The sequence below is a fragment of the Bradyrhizobium sp. USDA3516 genome, from assembly GCF_057651995.1.
Genome location: NZ_JBYGYN010000001.1, coordinates 81,429 through 99,824 on the forward strand (window position 1 = coordinate 81,429; position 18,396 = coordinate 99,824).

Annotated in this window: 16 protein-coding genes; 4 read left to right on the top strand and 12 right to left on the bottom strand. The window is 65.1% G+C overall.

What is annotated here, in order from left to right; all coding sequences use genetic code 11:
• Positions 1 to 121 precede the first annotated feature (121 nt).
• Positions 122 to 1,198, top strand: coding sequence for a methyl-accepting chemotaxis protein (locus AC24YW_RS00560; RefSeq protein ID WP_487480870.1), 1,077 nt, complete (start codon positions 122 to 124; stop codon positions 1,196 to 1,198).
• 103 nt (positions 1,199 to 1,301) lie between these two features.
• Here AC24YW_RS00560 and AC24YW_RS00565 read toward each other — a convergent pair whose 3' ends face one another.
• Genes AC24YW_RS00565 through AC24YW_RS00590 form a run of 6 tightly spaced genes read right to left on the bottom strand, consistent with a single transcriptional unit; the run spans position 1,302 to position 7,447 of the window.
• A complete protein-coding gene (locus tag AC24YW_RS00565; RefSeq protein ID WP_487480871.1) occupies positions 1,302 to 2,303 on the bottom strand; it encodes a 4-hydroxythreonine-4-phosphate dehydrogenase PdxA in 1,002 nt (333 codons plus the stop codon).
• The gene (locus tag AC24YW_RS00570) at positions 2,300 to 3,838 is read right to left on the bottom strand and encodes a tripartite tricarboxylate transporter permease (protein WP_487480872.1); all 1,539 of its coding nucleotides are present in this window, start codon (positions 3,836 to 3,838) and stop codon (positions 2,300 to 2,302) included. The genes AC24YW_RS00565 and AC24YW_RS00570 overlap by 4 nt, the downstream gene beginning before the upstream one ends.
• A 12-nt stretch (positions 3,839 to 3,850) precedes the next feature.
• The gene (locus AC24YW_RS00575) at positions 3,851 to 4,333 is read right to left on the bottom strand and encodes a tripartite tricarboxylate transporter TctB family protein (RefSeq protein ID WP_487480873.1); all 483 of its coding nucleotides are present in this window, start codon (positions 4,331 to 4,333) and stop codon (positions 3,851 to 3,853) included.
• Between the two features lie 11 nt (positions 4,334 to 4,344).
• Positions 4,345 to 5,337, bottom strand: coding sequence for a Bug family tripartite tricarboxylate transporter substrate binding protein (locus AC24YW_RS00580; protein ID WP_487480874.1), 993 nt, complete (start codon positions 5,335 to 5,337; stop codon positions 4,345 to 4,347).
• A gap of 52 nt (positions 5,338 to 5,389) precedes the next feature.
• On the bottom strand, positions 5,390 to 6,643 hold the full coding sequence (locus tag AC24YW_RS00585; RefSeq protein ID WP_487480875.1) for a CaiB/BaiF CoA transferase family protein: 1,254 nt from the start codon (positions 6,641 to 6,643) through the stop codon (positions 5,390 to 5,392).
• Between the two features lie 9 nt (positions 6,644 to 6,652).
• Positions 6,653 to 7,447: an enoyl-CoA hydratase/isomerase family protein gene (locus AC24YW_RS00590; protein WP_487480876.1), complete on the bottom strand. Its 795-nt coding sequence runs from the start codon at positions 7,445 to 7,447 to the stop codon at positions 6,653 to 6,655.
• Positions 7,448 to 7,563: 116 nt separating this feature from the next.
• Here AC24YW_RS00590 and AC24YW_RS00595 point away from each other — a divergent pair, with 116 nt between their 5' ends.
• From AC24YW_RS00595 to AC24YW_RS00605, 3 genes are all read left to right on the top strand, one after another.
• Complete coding sequence (locus AC24YW_RS00595) at positions 7,564 to 8,229, top strand: GntR family transcriptional regulator (RefSeq protein ID WP_487480877.1); 666 nt, start codon at positions 7,564 to 7,566, stop codon at positions 8,227 to 8,229.
• A 231-nt stretch (positions 8,230 to 8,460) separates the two neighbouring features.
• The gene (locus tag AC24YW_RS00600; RefSeq protein WP_487480878.1) at positions 8,461 to 11,457 is read left to right on the top strand and encodes an autotransporter outer membrane beta-barrel domain-containing protein; all 2,997 of its coding nucleotides are present in this window, start codon (positions 8,461 to 8,463) and stop codon (positions 11,455 to 11,457) included.
• A 213-nt stretch (positions 11,458 to 11,670) separates the two neighbouring features.
• Positions 11,671 to 12,654: an MBL fold metallo-hydrolase gene (locus tag AC24YW_RS00605; RefSeq protein WP_487480879.1), complete on the top strand. Its 984-nt coding sequence runs from the start codon at positions 11,671 to 11,673 to the stop codon at positions 12,652 to 12,654.
• Positions 12,655 to 12,716: 62 nt separating this feature from the next.
• On the opposite strand, the gene AC24YW_RS00610 is transcribed toward AC24YW_RS00605, so the two are convergent.
• The 6 genes from AC24YW_RS00610 to AC24YW_RS00635 form a co-directional block, all read right to left on the bottom strand.
• Complete coding sequence (locus AC24YW_RS00610) at positions 12,717 to 13,241, bottom strand: DUF4269 domain-containing protein (RefSeq protein WP_487480880.1); 525 nt, start codon at positions 13,239 to 13,241, stop codon at positions 12,717 to 12,719.
• Positions 13,222 to 13,635, bottom strand: a complete 414-nt coding sequence (locus AC24YW_RS00615; protein ID WP_487480881.1) for an ASCH domain-containing protein — start codon at positions 13,633 to 13,635, stop codon at positions 13,222 to 13,224. The genes AC24YW_RS00610 and AC24YW_RS00615 overlap by 20 nt, the downstream gene beginning before the upstream one ends.
• A gap of 1 nt (position 13,636) precedes the next feature.
• Positions 13,637 to 14,356 carry a haloacid dehalogenase type II gene (locus tag AC24YW_RS00620; protein ID WP_487480882.1) on the bottom strand — a complete coding sequence of 240 codons (720 nt, stop codon included), beginning with the start codon at positions 14,354 to 14,356 and terminating at the stop codon, positions 13,637 to 13,639.
• A 168-nt stretch (positions 14,357 to 14,524) separates the two neighbouring features.
• The gene (gene glpX, locus AC24YW_RS00625) at positions 14,525 to 15,526 is read right to left on the bottom strand and encodes a class II fructose-bisphosphatase (protein ID WP_487480883.1); all 1,002 of its coding nucleotides are present in this window, start codon (positions 15,524 to 15,526) and stop codon (positions 14,525 to 14,527) included.
• A 93-nt stretch (positions 15,527 to 15,619) separates the two neighbouring features.
• The gene (locus AC24YW_RS00630; RefSeq protein ID WP_487480884.1) at positions 15,620 to 16,936 is read right to left on the bottom strand and encodes a homoserine dehydrogenase; all 1,317 of its coding nucleotides are present in this window, start codon (positions 16,934 to 16,936) and stop codon (positions 15,620 to 15,622) included.
• Between the two features lie 29 nt (positions 16,937 to 16,965).
• Positions 16,966 to 18,186 carry an LL-diaminopimelate aminotransferase gene (locus tag AC24YW_RS00635; protein ID WP_487480885.1) on the bottom strand — a complete coding sequence of 407 codons (1,221 nt, stop codon included), beginning with the start codon at positions 18,184 to 18,186 and terminating at the stop codon, positions 16,966 to 16,968.
• Positions 18,187 to 18,396: the final 210 nt, after the last annotated feature.

Below are 18,396 nucleotides of genomic sequence, written 5' to 3' on the forward strand. Positions count from 1 at the left end.
CCGCCAAACAGCAAATTAAGCAGGCGTTAGTCGGAATCCTCGAAAAAGAATCGTATTCGATCTGTAAGTCGTTGTTCCCCGTTCATTGCAGATCAGGCCTCATTGCCAAGGGAAGTTCCCGATGTCTGCTGCGCTGGGTCTGAAAGCCAAGCCGATCGCCACCGAACCCGCGGACGATGATTCCGACATCTCCGCGCTGATCAACCGCCTCACCGCGGAGGTCAACCAGATCGCGGTCGACAAGACCAAGTCGATCCAGCAGATCACCAACCAGATGAAGATGCTGGCGCTGAACGCGCTGATCGAGAGCTCTCGCGCCGGCGCGCAGGGCGCAGGCTTTGCGGTGGTGGCACAGGAGGTGCGCGGCGTCGGCCAGCAGGTCGAGACCATCGCCCGCGAGCTCGAGACCCAATTGACGAAACGCACCGGCGATCTCGTCGCCTCGATCGACCGCATGAGCCAGCGCTCCCGCGGCGAGCGGATGGTCGACCTGTCGCTCAACGCCATCGAGCTGATCGACCGCAATCTCTATGAGCGCACCTGCGACGTGCGCTGGTGGGCGACCGATTCCGCTGTGGTCGATTGCGCGGCCTCGCCCAGCGCCGCGGCCGTCTCCCATGCCTCGCAGCGCCTCGGCGTGATCCTCGGGGCCTACACCGTCTATCTCGATCTCTGGCTCTGCGACCTCGACGGCAACGTCATCGCCAATGGCCGCGCCGACCGCTTCCGCGTCGTCGGCCAGAACGTCGCCCACACCAAATGGTTTCGCGACGCGCGGTCACTGCGCTCCGGGGACGATTATGTCGCCGGCGACGTCGAGAACCAGCCGCTGCTCGGCAATGCGCAGGTCGCGACCTATTGCGCAAGCGTCCGCGCCGGCGGGCAGGCCAATGGCGCGCCGATCGGGGTGCTCGCCATCCATTTCGACTGGGAGCCGCAGGCCCGCGCCATCGTGCAGGGCGTGCGCGTCGGCGACGGCGACAAGGCGCGCGTGCTGCTGGTCGATTCCAATTTCCGCGTGATTGCGGCGTCCGACGGTCAGGGCATCCTCAGCGAACGCATCTCGCTGTCGCTGAACGGCCAGCGCTCCGGATTCTATCAGGAACGCACGGGTACGCTGGTCGCGTTTCATGCCACCCCGGGCTACGAGACCTATCGCGGGCTCGGCTGGTACGGCGTGATCGTCTGCGGGGCGTGAGGCGAGCAGCGGCCGCCCGTCCAATCAAACTGCGAAAACAACCCCATGCACAGTAGCCTGTGGGGTTGTTTTCATTAGCTTTTTTCCAGCGGCCTCTGCATGATCAGCCGGTGCGCCGCGCCATCTCCGCTGCGAGCAGCACCGCGGCGCGGCTGGCGCCGATCGAGGCGATGCCCTGCCCCGCGATGTCGTAGGCGGTGCCGTGCGCGGGCGTGCAGATCGGGAACGGGAAGCCGCCGAGCAAGGTCACGCCGCGATCGAAACCCATCAGCTTCATCGCGATCTGGCCCTGGTCGTGATACATCGTCAGCACGGCATCGAAGGCGCCGGCCTTGGCGCGCAGGAACACGGTGTCGGCGGGAAACGGTCCCTCCGCGGCAATGCCCTCGCGCTGGCTTGCTGCGACCACCGGCGCGATCACGTCGATCTCCTCGCGGCCGAAATTGCCGCCGTCGCCGGCATGGGGATTGAGGCCTGCGACCGCGATGCGCGGCCGCGCAAAGCCGGCGTTGCGCATGCAGGAATCGGTCAGCTCGAGCGCGCGATGGATGCGTTCGCCGGATAGCTTCGCAGCGACGTCCTTGAGCGGGATGTGCGAGGTGACCCGTGCGTTCCAGAGCCGGTCGAGCACGTTGAATTCGCTTGCCGGCGTCTTGAGACCGACGATCTCGGCGGAGAACGCGATCTCGTCGTCATACTCGGCACGGGCAAGGCGCATCGCCTGCTTGTTGAAGGGGGTGAAACAGACCGCGTCGACATGGCCGTCGCGGCCGAGCTCGAGTGCATGCCTGTAATTGGCCAGCGCGAATTTTCCGCCGGCAAGGGTCGCGGTCTTGGGCTCGACCTCCCTGGGGTCGAGGTGACGGAGATCGACGAACAGCGCATCTTCCTGCGCCGCGCGAAGGTCGGCGCCCTGCTCTATCATCTTCAGCTCCGGCTTGACGCCGGCAATGCGCGCGCCTTCGTCGAAGATGCGGCGGTCGCCGATAACGACGAGCCGGCAGCGCGCGCGGATGTCGTGCTGCGCCACGAGCTTGGCCGTCAGCTCCGGGCTGATCCCGGCGGGATCTCCCATGGCCAGCGCAATCAGCGGCTTTGCGGTCATATGATCGCCCTTTCCTGGACTGGCGCATCGGTCGCGGGCGATGCTGGTTTGCGCCACAGCCGCGGCAGCTGCAACAGAAGCGGAAGCAGCAGCAGCGCGATGCCGCCCACGATCAGGCACGTCACCAGCTTGTTCGCAAAGAAAATGCCGAGAGATCCCTTGGAGATCAGCATCGACTGCCGGAACGCGTCCTCGGCCTTGTCACCGATGACGATCGCGAGCACGAGCGGCGCCAGCGGATAGAAGAGCTTCTTGAAGAGGTAGCCGACGACGCCGAAGCCGAGCATCATGACGACGTCGAGATAGGAGTTCGACACCGAATAGGCGCCGACGACGCAGATGATCACGATCAGCGGCGCGATCACCACGAAGGGAATCCGCATCAGGGCGGCGAACACCGGGACGGTCAGCAGCACCAGGGCCACGGCGACGATGTTGCCGACATACATCGAGGCAATCAGGCCCCAGACAAAATCCTTTTGGTCCACGAACAGCATGGGTCCGGGATTGAGGCCCCAGATCATCAGCCCGCCCATCATCACGGCCGCGGTCGCCGAGCCGGGAATGCCGAGCGAGAGCATCGGCAGCAGCGCGCTGGTGCCGGCGGCATGATCGGCCGTCTCCGGCGAGATGATGCCTTCGACCTCGCCCGTGCCGAAATGTCGGCCGCGCCGTGAAAAGCGCCGCGCGATACCGTAGCTCATGAAGGAGGCCGCGGTCGGGCCGCCCGGCGTGATGCCCATCCAGCAGCCGATCGCGGCACTGCGCAACAGGGCAACGCCGTACCGCGGCAGGCGGCCGACGGCGCGGAACACTTCGCGCCAATCGATCTTGGAAGAGACCGCGCGGGCGTGAAACTCCTCCTCGACGGCGACCAGCAGCTCGCCGATGCCGAACAGGCCCATCACCGCGACGACGAAGCTGACGCCCTTGACCAACTCATCCACGCCCATGGTGAGGCGCACGCTGCCGGAGACGGTGTCGATGCCGATGGCGGCGATGGCAAAGCCGATCGCCAGCGCCACGACGGTCTTGATCGGCGCCGCACCGCCCATGCCGACGAAGCTGGCAAAGGCGAGAAAATAGACCGCAAAATACTCGGCCGGCCCGAACGCGAGCGCAGCCTGCGCCACCCAGGAGGCGAGGAAGGTAATCAGGATGACGCCGACCAGCGCGCCGAACGCCGCCGAGCCGAAGGCGGTCGCGAGCGCCGTGGTCGGCCGGCCGTCGCGCGCCATCGGATAGCCGTCGAAGGTGGTCGCCACCGACGACGGCTCGCCCGGAATGTTGAACAGGATGGAGGTCACCGATCCCCCGAACAGTGCGCCCCAATACATGCTGGAGAGCAGGATGATGGCCGAGACCGGTTGCATGCCGAAAGTGAGCGGCAGGAGCAGCGACACGCCGTTCGGCGCGCCCAGCCCCGGCAATACGCCGACGAGAATGCCGAGCAGCACGCCGACCACCATCAGGACCAGATGCGGCACCGTGACCGCGATGGTGAAGCCGTGCAGGAGCTCCTGGAGATTGTCCATACCGCTGCTCCCTCAGAACCCGAGCGCCGAAGCGAGCGCGCCGTGCGGCAGGCTGACCTGGAACATGCGCTCGAACACGAGGTAGAGCGCGAGCGCCGTGGCTCCTGCCATGGCGAGCGCGCGCGGCACCGATTGATGCCGGGGGATCGCCAGCACCGCGAAGACATAGAGAGCGGAGGCGACGTACATCCCGGCGAGCGGGATCGCGGCGACGAAGATCGCAGCCGGCACGAACAGGCCGGCGAGCCGGCGCAGCTCGATCGACGTGATCGCGATGGGAACGTTTGCGAGCGTCGCGGCCGGCACCACGCCTCGCACCAGATTGTAGAGGCTGCCGAGCACGACGATGGTCCCGGTCAGGAACGGGAACGTGCCGGCGTCGACGCCTGCGCTCGACCAGCCAATACCATTGTCGAGGCTGGAGACGACGACGGCCACGCCGAAGCCGCCGGTGAGGACGGCTGTCGCAAGTTCGAGCGCGCGGCGAGAGATCATGGCGTAATGCCCTACTTGACCAGCCAGCCCTGCTCGCCCGCGACCTGCTTGATGTGCTCGAGGTCCTCCTTGATGAATTTTTCGAGCTCGGCACCGGTGAGGAACGTGTCGACCTGGGAGGTCTTCTCGATGTAGTCCTTCCACTCCGGCGTCGCCTGCACCTTCTTCATGAGGTCGACGTAGAACGCGGCCTGTTCCGGCGTGACCTTGCCCGGCAGCCACACCGTGCGCGGCTGCTCGTATTGCTTGATGTCGAGGCCCTGCTCGACGCAGGTCGGAACGTCGCTCCAGCCCTCGGTCGCGGTGACCTTCGGCCCCTGCGGCAGCCGCTTCGGGCTGAAGACGCAGAGCGGGCGCTGCGTGCCGCCGCGCCATTGCCCGAGGCTTTCGCTGGGGTTGTTGACGTGGGAGTCGAGATGTCCGCCGGCGAGCTGCACGGCGGTCTCGGCGCCGCTCTTGAAGGGGACGTAGGTCAGCTTGACCTTGCCGGTCTTCTCGATCATGCGCGTCAGCACCTCGTCGGTGTCCTTCGACTGCGCGCCGCCCATCTTGAATTCGCCCGCTGCGGCCGCCTTCAGATAATCGCCTGCGGTCTTGTACGGCGCGTCCTGCTTGACCCAGAGCAGGAATTCGTCCTGCGCCATCGCCGCGATCGGCGTGAGATCGGTGTAGTTGAAGGCGACCTTGGAGACGAGCGGCTGCTGCCAGGCGTTCGATGTGCCGAAGATGACCTTGTAGGGATCGCCCGCGGAGGCCTTGCCGTAGACATAGCCTTCGGCGCCGCTGCCGCCGCCCTTGTTGACGACGACGATCGGCTGCTCGATCAGCTTGTGCTTGGTGATGATATTCTGCACCGCGCGGGCGAGATTGTCGGTGCCGCCGCCGGGGCCGGCGGTGGCAATGAACTCGATCGGCTTTTGCGGCTGCCAGGCGGCGCGCGCCGGCATGGTGCCGGCGAGCACGACTGCGGCTGCGGCGAGTAGAAATGTTGACGTCCGACCCATGATTTCCTCCAGCTGATTTTTTGTCTTTTGTCGTTGTCGTGTCGACGTCCGGTCAGGCGACGTGTTCCTCGCGTCTTTCCTGGGCCGAGACGATTGCGCCTTCTTTTTCGAGCGCTTCGATTCGTGACTGGTCGAAGCCGTGCTCGGCCAGTACCTCTCGCGTATGTTCACCATAGACCGGCGCGCCTGACCGCACTTTGCCCGGGGTCTCCGAAAACTTGATGGGAAGCCCGATCGTCTTGACGGGACCGAGCGTGGAGTGCTCGACCTCGACGACCATCTCGCGCGCCAGCGTCTGCGGATCGCCGAGGGCCTCCAGCATGTCGTGCACGGGGCCGCACGGCACGCCCTTCTCGTCCAGCGCCGCCAGCCAATGCGCCCGCGATTGGGTACGGAAGCGCTCGCTCAGGACGCCTTCGAGCTCCTTCAGGTTGGCCATGCGATCGGCACCGGTGACGAAGCGCGGATCGTCGGCAAGCTCGCTTGCGCCGAGCGCTTCCAGCATCAACAGCCAATGCTTCTTGTTGGCTCCGCCGACCACGAGCCAGCCGTCCGAGGCTTCGAACGCCTGATACGGCGCGTTGAGCGGATGGGCCGAGCCCATCGCGCGCGGCGCAGTGCCCGCGGCGAGCGCGATGGTCGACTGCCAATAGGTCTGCACCAAGGCGGCTTCATAGAGCGAGGTCTCGACCCATTGGCCTTCACCGGTCTTGAGGCGATGAGTGTAGGCCGCCAGGATGCCCATGCTCGCGAGCAGGCCGGCGGTGATGTCGGACAGCGGCGGGCCGCACTTGACGGGCGGACCGTCGGGCCGCTCGCCGGTGAAGCTCATGATGCCGCTCATGGCTTGGGCGACAAGATCGAATCCCCTGCGGTGCTTGTAGGGGCCGGTGCGGCCGAAGCCCGACAGCGAGCAATAGATCAGCGCCGGGAATTCCGCGTGCAGCGCCTCGTAGCCGAAGCCGAGGCGCTCCATCGCGCCCGGCGCGAAGTTCTCGACCAGCACGTCGGCATCGGCGATCAGCCGGCGCAGCACCTCCTTGCCGCCGTCGGTCTTCAGATCCAGCACGATGCCGCGCTTGTTGCGGTTCATCATCAGGAACGAGGCCGCCTCGTCGCCGATCTTCGGCGGGACCGAATGGCGGGTGTCGTCGCCGTTCGGCCATTTCTCGATCTTGATGACGTCGGCGCCCATGTCGGCGAGCATCAGGGTGCAGGTCGGTCCCGCCATGACGTGAGTGAGATCAATGACCTTGAGGCCGGCCAGCGGTCCCGAACGGCGAGAGGTGGATTGCGAACTTTGCATCGGCGCGTCCTATTGGCCGCGCCATTGCGGCGCGCGCTTGTTGAGGAAAGCATCGAGCCCTTCGCGAAAGTCCTGGCTCGTGTAGCACATCAGGATGAGGTCTTCGCCCTCGTCCTGCGTCAGCCGGCGCTGCAGACGGCCGACAGCCTGCTTGGTCGCGTTCAGCGTCAACGGCGCATGGCTCGCGACGAGCCGGGCGACCTCGTCTGCACGTCGTTCAAGGGCGGCGAGATCGTCGACGACCTCGCCGAGCAGCCCGACGCTTGCGGCCTCCGCGGCGTCGACGAGGCGCGCGGTGAAGATGAGATCCTTGACGCGCGCGGTGCCGATCAGCGCGGTAAGACGGCTGACATTGGACATCGACAGGCAATTGCCGAGCGTCCTGGCGATGGGGAATCCGATCTTCGCAGATTTCGTGCCGATGCGGAGGTCGCAGGCCGCGGCAATGCCCGCCCCGCCGCCGGTACAGAAGCCGTTGATCGCCGCGATCGTCGGCACCCGGCACTGCTCGAGCGTGGTCAGCACGCGGTCGATGCGGTTCTCGTAGTCGATAGCGTCCTGCGGCGACTTGAATTCGCGAAACTGGTTGATGTCGGTGCCCGAGGCGAAGGCCTTGTCGCCGGCGCCGCGCAGCACCAGCACCTTGATGGCATGGTCGCGGTTCGCCTCCTCGCAGATCCCAGCGAGCCGCTCGTACATGGCGAACGTGAAGGCGTTACGGGCCTGCGGGCGGTTGAAGGTGATCCGCCCGATGCCGCCATCGCGCTCGAACACGAGGTCTTCTGCCTCCACTTGCAGGTCCATTTCCTCACACCTTTCTGTTTGTTACATTTTTGAATGCAAAATTTGGGATTTTCAAGCTGGAACTTGGTAATTCTTGCATATAAGTTCGATTTTGCATTCAAATTGAGCTCAGAGCCATGCTTCACGACGAGGTCGTCAACCGCATCCGCGCCATCCTGCTCGACGGCGAGATCCCGCCGGGCGCGCGGATTCCCGAGCGCGAGCTGTGCGAGCGGCTCGAAATTTCGCGCACGCCCTTGCGCGAGGCGCTCAAGGTGCTGGCCGCGGAAGGACTCGTGCAGCTGCTGCCGCATCGCGGCTCGCGCGCCGCAAAGCTGACCGACAAGGACATGCGCGACCTGTTCGAGGTCTGCCAGGGCTTGGAGGCCCTCGCCGGCGAGCTCGCTTGCGAGCGCATCAGCGACGCCGAGATCGACGCGATCGCCGCCGCGCATGCGGACATGGTGCAGCATTATCGCGAGCGCGACCTGATCCAGTACTACCGCGGCAACCGCGCCATCCACGAAGCCATCGTGACCGCAGCAGGAAATCCCGTGCTCGCCGGGCTCTACGCCTCGGTGACGGCGCGGATCCGGCGCGCGCGCTATGTCACGCCGATGACGGCGCAGCGATGGGCGCTCGCCGTGAAGGAGCACGAGGCAATCCTCAACGCGCTTCAGCGCCGCGACGGCGTCGGCCTCGCCCATATCCTGCGGGCGCATCTGCGTCATAAGCGCGAAGAGGTCTTGCAGGCGGGTTTTGCCGAGATGGAAGGAAGTGAGCCCACGTTGCGTATTGCGTGAGTAGCGAGACGCCGGCGGGTGGTCGCGCTGCCCGGAAAACAAGCAACCTTCTGTTGCCCCGCAATCACACCGCCCCGAAATCGTCAGTGAGGTCGGGCGACTAGAAGTGGCGCCGGTGGTCCGCCGGCGGCGAAACAGCTACGTATTTCTCGCTCGGAACATTGGCCACGCATTGCATCGGGGCGCCCTGTGGAATTGGCAAGCCGGAGAACGAGTCTAATCAAGGCGCTGTTGACGAGTACCGCATCGACGGCGGCGCTACCCGCCGTGGCGGCAATTCTGCTCACGGCGATCTCCGGGCAGGCGGTCGCGCAGACCTGGGATGGCGCGTCCAGCAACTGGGGAAATAGCGCACATTGGACGCCGGCTACTGTTCCAAATGCGGTTGACGCTGTTGCGACATTCAACGCGGTAAGCTCAGGCGCCACCGTCTTCGTCTTTTTGGCTGGCGGGCCGTTCACGATCGGCACACTGAACCTGAACGCTTCGGTTACAAACGGCAACTTCGGGTTCACCGGCGGCACGCTGATCATGCAGACCAGTGCGGGCTCGGCTGCGATCAACGTGCAATCGAATCCTCATCCGATCCTGGCCGGCGACATTGCGGCTGGCGGAGTCCTCCAGCTCAATTCCAACACCGTCATCACGACAGCGTCCGCGACCGCGGCGTTCTGGGTTGACAACGGTGGCGTGGTGACCGGTCCGGGCAGCTTGACGGTCGCCGGTTCCGGCACGGTTAAGCTGAATGGTACCAACACCTACGCCGGCGGCACCACGGTCACGAGCGGTACGCTGATCGGCGGTCACGCCACCGCCGGCACGATCGACTCGTTCGGGGCCGGCGACATCACCTTGAGCGGCGGCACGTTGCGCACGGCCGTCACGGGGACGCTAGCGAACAACGTCACTTTTGCGCCCGGTACCACCTCGACGCTGTCGGCCGCATCGGGCACAATTTTGACGACCTCCGGCGAGCTGCTCATGGCGAACGCCCACGCGCAGTTCGGGTCTGCGACGGACACCGGTACGGTGCGATTGCAGGTCGGACCTATGATGTCCGCAGGTATTCTCTCGACGGTTGCCGTCAACGGCGGCACGTTGCAGGCGGTCGATGGTGCCGTGTCGTTTCTTACTGGCAACGCCGGCTCAACGACCGTGGCGGCAGGTGCGACCCTCGATTTCGCCAATGAGGGCGGCGACGTCCGCAACCTGCTTGGCGCCGGAACGGTGAACATGGGCGCCGGGACCATCGTCACCGTCAACGTCGGGGATTTCAGCGGTGTCATCCAGGGCGGCGGGATCCTGAACACCTACGGCGCTGGTGACACCGTGAAGTTGACCGGAGCGAACACCTACACAGGCGGGACCATCATCGACCCCGACCACACCTTGCAGCTCGGCAACGGCGGGACGACGGGTTCGATCGTCGGCAACGTCGTCAACAACGGCACTTTCGCCGTCAATCGCTCGAACGCTATGGCCTTCGGAGGGGTCATCAGCGGCACTGGTCAATTCCAGCAGAATGGCACCGGCATCACGGTGCTCAGTGCGGTTAACACCTATCTCGGGGCAACGACCATCAATGCCGGTAGCCTCGCCGTGGATGGCTCGATTGCGTCGTCGATCCTCACGACCGTGAACGCGAATGGTACGCTGGCCGGCAGCGGAACGGTGGGCGCCACCCAAGTTAACGCGGGCGGAGCATTGACGCCGGGTGGCGTTACGCCGGGAACGTCCATGACCTTGGCCAGTCTCGCGATGCAGTCGGGGGCGACGTATTATGTCTACGCGAATCCCGCGGCCTCGACATTTGCCAACGTCACCGGCAATGCCACCCTTGGCGGTGCCAGCGTCGTCGCGTTCTTTGCAGCCGGTTCCTACGTTGCCAAGCAGTACACGATCCTGAATGCCGGCAGCATCACCGGCACGTTCGACCCAACGGTCGCCAATTCGGGCCTGCCGTCGGGCTTCCATACGTCGTTGAGCTATGACGCCACCCATGCCTACCTCAACCTCGCGCTGAACTTCCTGCCTCCCTCCGGCAGTCTCAACGCCAATCAGCAGAGCGTCGGCAACGCGATCATCAACTATTTCAACACCAACGGCACCATCCCCATCGCGTTTGGCGGCCTGACGCCAACCGGCCTGACCCAGCTCTCCGGCGAGGTCGGCAGCGCGCCGCAGCAGGCGACCTTCAACGCGATGAACCAGTTCATGGGCGTGATGACGGACCCGTTCATCGCGGGCCGCGGCGATCCCGTCAGTACGGGCGGCGTCCCAAATGCCTATGCGGACGAGACCGCCTTGGCGTACGCGCGCAAGCGCAGGCCGGACGACGCATTGGCTGCGATCTACACCAAGGCGCCGGTTGTGCCGTCGTTCGAGCAACGCTGGAGCGTCTGGGCGGCGGGCTTCGGCGGCGCGCAGCAGACCGACGGCAGCACAGTCGTCGGGTCCAACACCACCACCAGCAACCTCTACGGCACCGCCGTCGGTGCGGATTATCGCATCTCGCGGGATACGCTGGTTGGCTTCGCGCTCGCCGGCGGCGGCACCAACTTTACCGTGGCGAACGCGCTCGGCGGCGGCCGGTCCGACCTGTTCCAGGCCGGCGGCTTCTTCCGGCACATCGTCGGCCCTGCCTACATCACCGGTGCGCTGGCCTATGGATGGCAGGACATCACCACAGATCGCACCGTGACGGTTGCCGGCGTCGATCGCCTGCGCGCAGAGTTCAACGCCAACGCCTATTCCGGCCGCCTTGAGGGCGGCTACCGCTTCGTCACGCAGGGCGTCGGCCTTACGCCTTACGCCGCAGCGCAGTTCACGACGTTCGACCTGCCGGCTTACGCCGAACAGGCCATCGTTGGCGGCAACCTGTTCGCGCTGGCCTATGGTGCCAAGAGCGTCACTAACACCCGCACCGAGCTCGGCCTGCGCACCGACAAATCCTTCGCCCAGGCTGACGGGATCGTCACCTTGCGCGGGCGGCTCGCGTGGGCGCACGACTTCAATCCGGACCGCGCCATCGGAGCCACGTTCCAAGCTCTTCCCGGCGCGAGTTTTGTCGTAAACGGTGCGGCGATGGCCTCGGACTCCGCGCTGGTGACGGGATCGGTCGAGAAGAAGTGGCTCACGGGCTGGTCGGCTGCCGGAACGTTCGAGGGTGAGTTCTCGAACGTCACGCGCTCCTATGCCGGCAAGGGCGTGGTCCGATACACCTGGTGATGCCGCGGGCGCACGATCACCAGACACACCAGACACAAAGGTGACACAATCCTTCGGGCGGCCGGAATGGCGTTCGCTTCGGCAAGCGGCACTCATCATCAAAACCAATTCCACTTGCTAGCTCATCTGAACGGGAGCAGCATCCGCCTATCGGCGCGTGCCGAACACAACGCGCGCACAATCGCGTTGTGAAAAACAGAAGCGAGGAAACGCATGACAATCGATGTCTCTCGTCGGTCCCTGCTCGCACTTGGGGCGGGCCTTGGTGCTAGCCTCGGCGCCAGCGCCATGCTCGGCAGCAGCGCGATGGCGCGGGCGCCCAAGCTCGGCACCCAGACGCCCTACTGGCACCGCTTCATTCTCGGCGATGCCGAGGTGACCGTCGTCTCCGATGGCCCGCTGCCGCTCGGCGATCCCTCCGGGACCTTCACCGGCGTTCCCAAGGAGGAGGTCAAGAAGATGCTGGCCGACAATTTTCTGTCGCCGGACAATGTCGTGCTCGAACAGAACTCTCCGATCGTCAACACCGGCGACAAGCTCATCCTGTTCGACACCGGCATGGGCTCATCGAAGATGTTCGGCACCAGCACCGGGCGGCAGCAGAAGAGCATGACGGAGGCCGGGATCAAGCCGGAGGACATCGATGCCGTCGTGTGCTCGCATGCCCATATCGATCATATCGGCGGCATCGTCGACGAGGGCGGCAAGCCGCTGTTCCCCAACGCGCAAGTCTACATCGCCCAGAGCGATTTCGACTTCTGGACCGACGAAGGCAAGCTCGGCAGCGCCGCCAAGGACTTCGTCGTCCACGCCCGCAAGAACCTGCTGCCGGTCCGCGATCGGCTCAAGTTCTTCAAGGACGGCGAGGAATTCCTGCCCGGCGTGCAGGCGATCGCGGCGCCCGGCCACACCGTCGGCCACACCATCTTCATGGTCTCGTCGGCAGGCAAGTCGTTCGCCTTCCTCGGCGATCTCTCGCACCATTCGGTGCTGCTGCTGGAGAAGCCACGGATGGAGTTCTCCTACGATTCCGACCCGAAGCAGGCGGCCGAATCGCGCGTCAAGCTGCTGACGATGCTGGCCGCCAACAAGATCCCGGTGATGTCTTATCATTTCGCCTGGCCAGGCTATGGCCACGTCGCCAAGGCCGGAGATGGTTTCCGCTACTATCCGGAGCCGATGAAGATGACGTTGTAGCCATCAGTTCAGATCCGGGTGGCGCGAGTCGTCCGGATCTGTGCAGTCCCACGCGGCGATCCTTACAGGCATTCGAGGCGGACCCGCAGCTGAGCGTCGCTTTCACGGCCCAATGCAAGCAATGCAGAATACGGATCCCCGGCAATGCCGAGCACGGCGGCGAACGCTGGCTCGGTCTTCGTCCCGCGCGCCCTGTGTCCGGCCACGGCTTTGCCCAGACGCCCGTCGTCGAGCGCGAGCAATCTGCGCTCGATCTCGAAGTGCAGCCAGCCTTCCTGCTGATCGACCGGCCTCGGATCCCCGAACAGCTCGAACGGCCAGCCGCCCCATTGGAAGCGGGCCACCACCGGGCGCCGGCCGGAGCACCATTGGTAGAGCGCAAACCCGTCACAGGAGCGGTACCGTCGCCAGAGCACTTCGGCGAAAGCTACCGCGTCCGGAACGTGGCAGACGACATCGATGTCGCTCGTCGGCGTCGCAAGCCCTAAGGGTAGCGTCCCGACCACGCGTGGATCGAACTCCCGCAGCTCATCGAGCAATCCCGAACTGCCGATCGCCGCTTGGAAGCTATCGATCGTTCCCGGCATCGCCGAAGACCTCGACCAGGCGAAAACGCTCGCACATCAGCATCATGTCGTCGCTATAGCGACCGAGCCGGCCGAAATAAGATTGATGGGCACGGCGCCAATGAGCCAGGCTCCGGTCCCCTTCTCCCTCATCATGTGCAAAGGCTGCATCGACTTCATTGAAGCGCCGATATGTCACCTCGATGGATTCGATGACGCAGCGCGGCTCTCCTCCCCCGTCGAGCACGACCCAGCGCTCACCGGGCGTAGAGGTGTTCGGCTCGTCCTCGGTGCTGCACGTCGCGGTCTTGATGCCCTTGACGACGAGCTCGACCAGTTCGTCGGCCAGCGCAGGACTGTCGCCGAACGCGAAGGTTCGCAGATCTCGATATTGTTCGGGGATCTGCTGGCCCATGCTAGCAGCCGAGCTTGTCGGCGATGCCGCCAAAGTCCTTCGCGACGATGTCCCAATTGCCGGTTGCTTCGAAATCGACCTTCTGATGCGGACCGTATTCGGTCGGCCGCGCCACGAAGGCGGTCTTCAATCCGTTTTTCTGGGCGGCGGCGAGATCGCCATTGTGGGCGGCGACCATCATCACCTCGTCCGGCCTAAGGCAGAGCAGGCGCGCTGCGCCGAGATAGGTCTCCGGATCGGGCTTGTAATGCTCGAACAGCTCGGCCGACATGATGAGGTCCCACGGCAGGCCGGCGAACTTCGCCATGTTGGTGAGCAGCGCGACGTTGCCGTTGGACAGCGGCGAGATCACGAATTTTGATTTCAGACGCCTCAAGCCGGCGACGCTGTCGGGCCAGGGATGCAGGCGGTGCCAGCCCTTGGTGAGGTAATCGAGATCGGCCTCGGTGAGACCCTTGATGGCGAACTGCGCGACCAGCTTCTCCAGCGAGCGGCGGTGCAGATCGTCGAGCATGACATAGCCGCGCTCGGGATGTTTGCGCACGTCATCCATGGAAGCCATGTACATGCCGCGCCAGCCGTCGACGAGCGCGGTCCAATCCGCGCTGATGCCGCGCTGCTTGCTCCACCACATGAAGTCGGTGATCAGGCTGGTGCGCCAGTCCACGACCGTGCCGAACACGTCGAAGACGAGGGCTTTCACGGCGGAGAGATCGGACATGGGCGTTTCCTCCGATTGTTCTTATTGTCATTCCGGGGCGATGCGCAGCATCGAGCCCGGAATCCATTTCGCGTTGGAGTCTGCCGCCCGATGGATTCCGGGCTCTCCGGGCCGAGCGTTTCGCGCGGTCCCGTCGCCTCGGAAGGACGGCAGTTGGTGTTGCCTCGCTCAGTCCAGATGGAACTTCGCCAGTTCGCGGTGTTCGGCCTTGATATAGCGCACCGTGCCGGTGACCGAGCGCATCACCACCGTCTCGGTCTCGATCACGCCGTCCTTGCGGAACTTGACGCCCGAGAGCAGCGAGCCCGTGGTGACGCCGGTGGCGGCGAACAGGCAGTCGCCGCGCGCCATGTCCTCGATGCCGTAGATCATCTTGGGATCGTTGACGCCCATCTTGGCGGCGCGCTCGATTTTCTCGCCGGAATCGAGGATCAGCCGGCACTGCATCTGGCCGCCGATGCATCGCAGCGCCACGGCCGCGAGCACGCCTTCCGGTGCTCCGCCGGTGCCGAGATACATGTCGACGCCGGTGTTGTCGGGGTCGGCGCAGTGGATCACGCCGGCGACGTCGCCGTCGGTGATCAGGCGCACGGCCGCGCCGGTCGAGCGCACGCTCGATATGATGTCGGCATGGCGCGGACGGTCGAGCACGAGAACGGTGATGCCCTCGGGCTTGACGCCCTTGGCCTTGGCGAGGCGACGGACATTGTCGGCGGGCGAGGCATCGAGATCGACGACACCCTTGTCGTAGCCGGGGCCGATCGCGAGCTTCTGCATGTAGACGTCGGGGGCGTGCAGCAGCGTGCCGCCGTCGGCCATCGCCATGGTGGCGATCGAGCCCGGCATGTTCTTGGCGCACAGCGTGGTGCCTTCGAGCGGATCGACCGCGATATCGACCTCGGGACCTGCCTTGAGCCCGACCTGCTCGCCGATATAGAGCATCGGCGCCTCGTCGCGCTCGCCCTCGCCGATCACGATGGTGCCCTGGATCGGCAGCTTGTTGAGCTCGCGCCGCATGGCGTCGACGGCAGCCTGGTCGGCCGCCTTCTCGTTGCCGTGGCCGCGCAACCGCGCCGACGACACTGCCGCCCGCTCCGTCACCCGCACGATCTCCAGCGTCAGGATGCGCTCGAGCAAGGCGTGCGGGGGGACTTCAATATGGGTCGACATCGGCTTACTCCTTCGAAACGGTTTGGGACAGGACGCCCTGCCCGCATCAACTCGTAACACCCACAGTTCGTTCGAACCGTGTCATTGCATGCCTTAGTTCTTCTCGATCCGGATCACCTGCGGCCGTCCGCTGATCACCTTGTCTTTCTGCACGGCGGCGAGCGCACGGCGCACGGCATCCTCGTGTGTGGCATAGGTGATCAGGATGACGGGCACGGGGACCGCCTTGCCGTCAGTCGGCGCGGCGCCGCCATTGGGATGACGCTGCACGATCGACTCGATCGAGATCTTCTGCTCGGCAAGCCGCGTCGCGATCGCGGCCGCAGTGCCGGGGAAATCGCGCGCGAGCAGGCGAATGTAATAGCCGCCCTCGTGGCGCTCCATCGGCGCCTTCTTGGTGTCGCGCAGCTGCGCGATCGGCCGGCCGAACGGATTGGCGCGGATGCCGCGCGCGACGTCGGCGATGTCGGCGACGACGGCGGATGCGGTCGCGGCACCGCCCGCGCCGGGGCCGACCAGGGTGATCGGGGGAATGCCCTCGCCATCGATCGTGACCGCATTGGTGACACCCATCACCTGCGCGATCGAGGAGGATTTCGGCACCATGGTCGGGTGCACGCGCTGCTCGATGCCCTTGGCGGTGCGAACGGCAACACCGAGCAGCTTGACGCGATAACCGAGATCGGCGGCGGCGCGAAGATCTTCCGGCGCGATGGATGAGATGCCTTCGACATACACGGCGCTTTGAGCAACTTTCGTGCCGAAAGCGAGGCTGGCGAGAATGGCGAGCTTCTGCGCGGTATCGTGGCCGTCGACGTCGAAGGACGGATTGGCCTCGGCATAGCCGAGCCGTTGCGCGTCCTTGAGGCATTCGGCGAAGGACAGGCCCTCCTCCTCCATCCGGGTCAGGATGTAATTGCAGGTGCCGTTGAGGATGCCGTAGACGCGGTTGACGCCGGTTCCGGCAAGACCTTCGCGCAACGTCTTGATAACGGGGATCGCAGCACCGACCGCTGCCTCGAAATTCAGCGCACCGCCGTGCTTTTCAGCCGCCTTGGCCAGCTTGAGGCCGTGCTTGGCGAGCAGCGCCTTGTTGGCCGTGACGACCGACTTGCCGGCACCGAGCGCTGCGTCCACCGCCGACAGCGCGGGATCGCCGGCGCCGCCCATCAGCTCGACGAAGCAATCGACTTCCGGATGCGTGGCGAGCGCCATCGGATCCTTCGCCCATTCGACGCCGCGCAAATCGATGCCGCGCTTCTTCGCCTTCGAGCGCGCGGTGACGGCAACGACGCGGATGCCGCGGCCGCTGCGGCCCGCGAGCACGCGCGCCTGCGTCTCGATCAAACGGACAACTTCGGCACCCACGGTGCCGAGCCCCGCTATGCCCACTTTCAGGGGTGCAACCATGATGTCTTAGAAAACCTGCCGAAGAGAACTCAACGCCGATTGGCGAGCGGAACGACGTTGTGCAACGTTTCGATCCCGCTTTCAAGGAAGCGGCGCACGCCGCGCGCGGCCTGCCTGATCCGTTGCTCGTTTTCCACCATGGCGATGCGGACATGTCCTTCACCATGCTCGCCGAAGCCGACGCCGGGCGAGACCGCGACGCCGGATTTCTCCACCAACAGGGTCGCGAATTGCATGCTGCCAACGCTGCGGAAGGCTTCCGGCAGCGGCACCCAGGCGAACATCGAGGCCTCCGGCGGCGGGATTTCCCACCCGGCACGGCCGAACGATTCCACCAGCGCATCGCGGCGCTTGCGGTAAGTGTCGCGCATCTCTTTGATGCAATCGTCCGGGCCGTTCAGCGCCGCGGTCGCCGCGACCTGCACCGGCGTGAAGGCGCCGTAGTCGAGGTAGGATTTGACGCGGGCGAGCGCGGCGATCACGCGCTCATTGCCGACCGCAAAGCCCATGCGCCAGCCCGCCATCGAATAGGTCTTCGACATCGAGGTGAACTCGACGGTGCAGTCCATCGCGCCGGGCACCTGCAACACCGAGGGCGGCGGATTGCTCTCGTCGAAATAGACCTCGGCATAAGCGAGATCGGACAGGATCAGGATCTCGTGCTTCTTGGCGAAGGCGACGAGGTCCTTGTAGAAGTCCAGGCTCGCGACATAGGCGGTCGGGTTCGAGGGATAGCAGACGACGAGCGCGAGCGGCTTGGGGATCGAATGCACGATCGCCCGCTCCGCCGCCTCGAAGAATTGCGGCGTCGGCTCCGAAGGCACCGAGCGGATGACGCCGCCCGCCATCAAGAAGCCGAAGGCGTGAATCGGGTAGCTCGGGTTCGGACAGAGGATGACGTCGCCCGGCGCGGTGATCGCCTGCGCCACGTTGGCGAAACCTTCCTTCGAGCCCAGCGTCGCCACGACTTGGGTGTCGGGGTTCAGCTTCACGCCGAAGCGGCGGGCGTAATAGGCGGCCTGGGCCCGGCGCAGGCCGGGGATGCCGCGCGAGGCCGAGTAGCGGTCGGTGCGCGGCTTGCCGAGCGTCTCCTTGAGCTTCTCCAGCACATGGGGCGGCGCCGGCAGGTCCGGATTGCCCATACCGAGGTCAATGATGTCGGCGCCGGCATTGCGCGCAGCCGCCTTGGCCCGGTTGACCTGCTCGAACACGTAAGGCGGAAGGCGGCGAATGCGGTAAAATTCTTCCATGGCTCTCTGCGCTCCGGGCAACCGGTCAGGACAGAATCGACGGGCCGCGAGGACCGTTTCGAAAGCACTCAGGCGCCATCGCGAAAATTACTCAAAATCAAACACTTAGAGCAATCGCCGGCGACGGAGATTGAAGTCGTTCGCCCTGACTTTTGGCTGAACCAAGGTCTTTTAGCACGGCAAAGCGGAGGCGCCAGCGATTACGTTGCC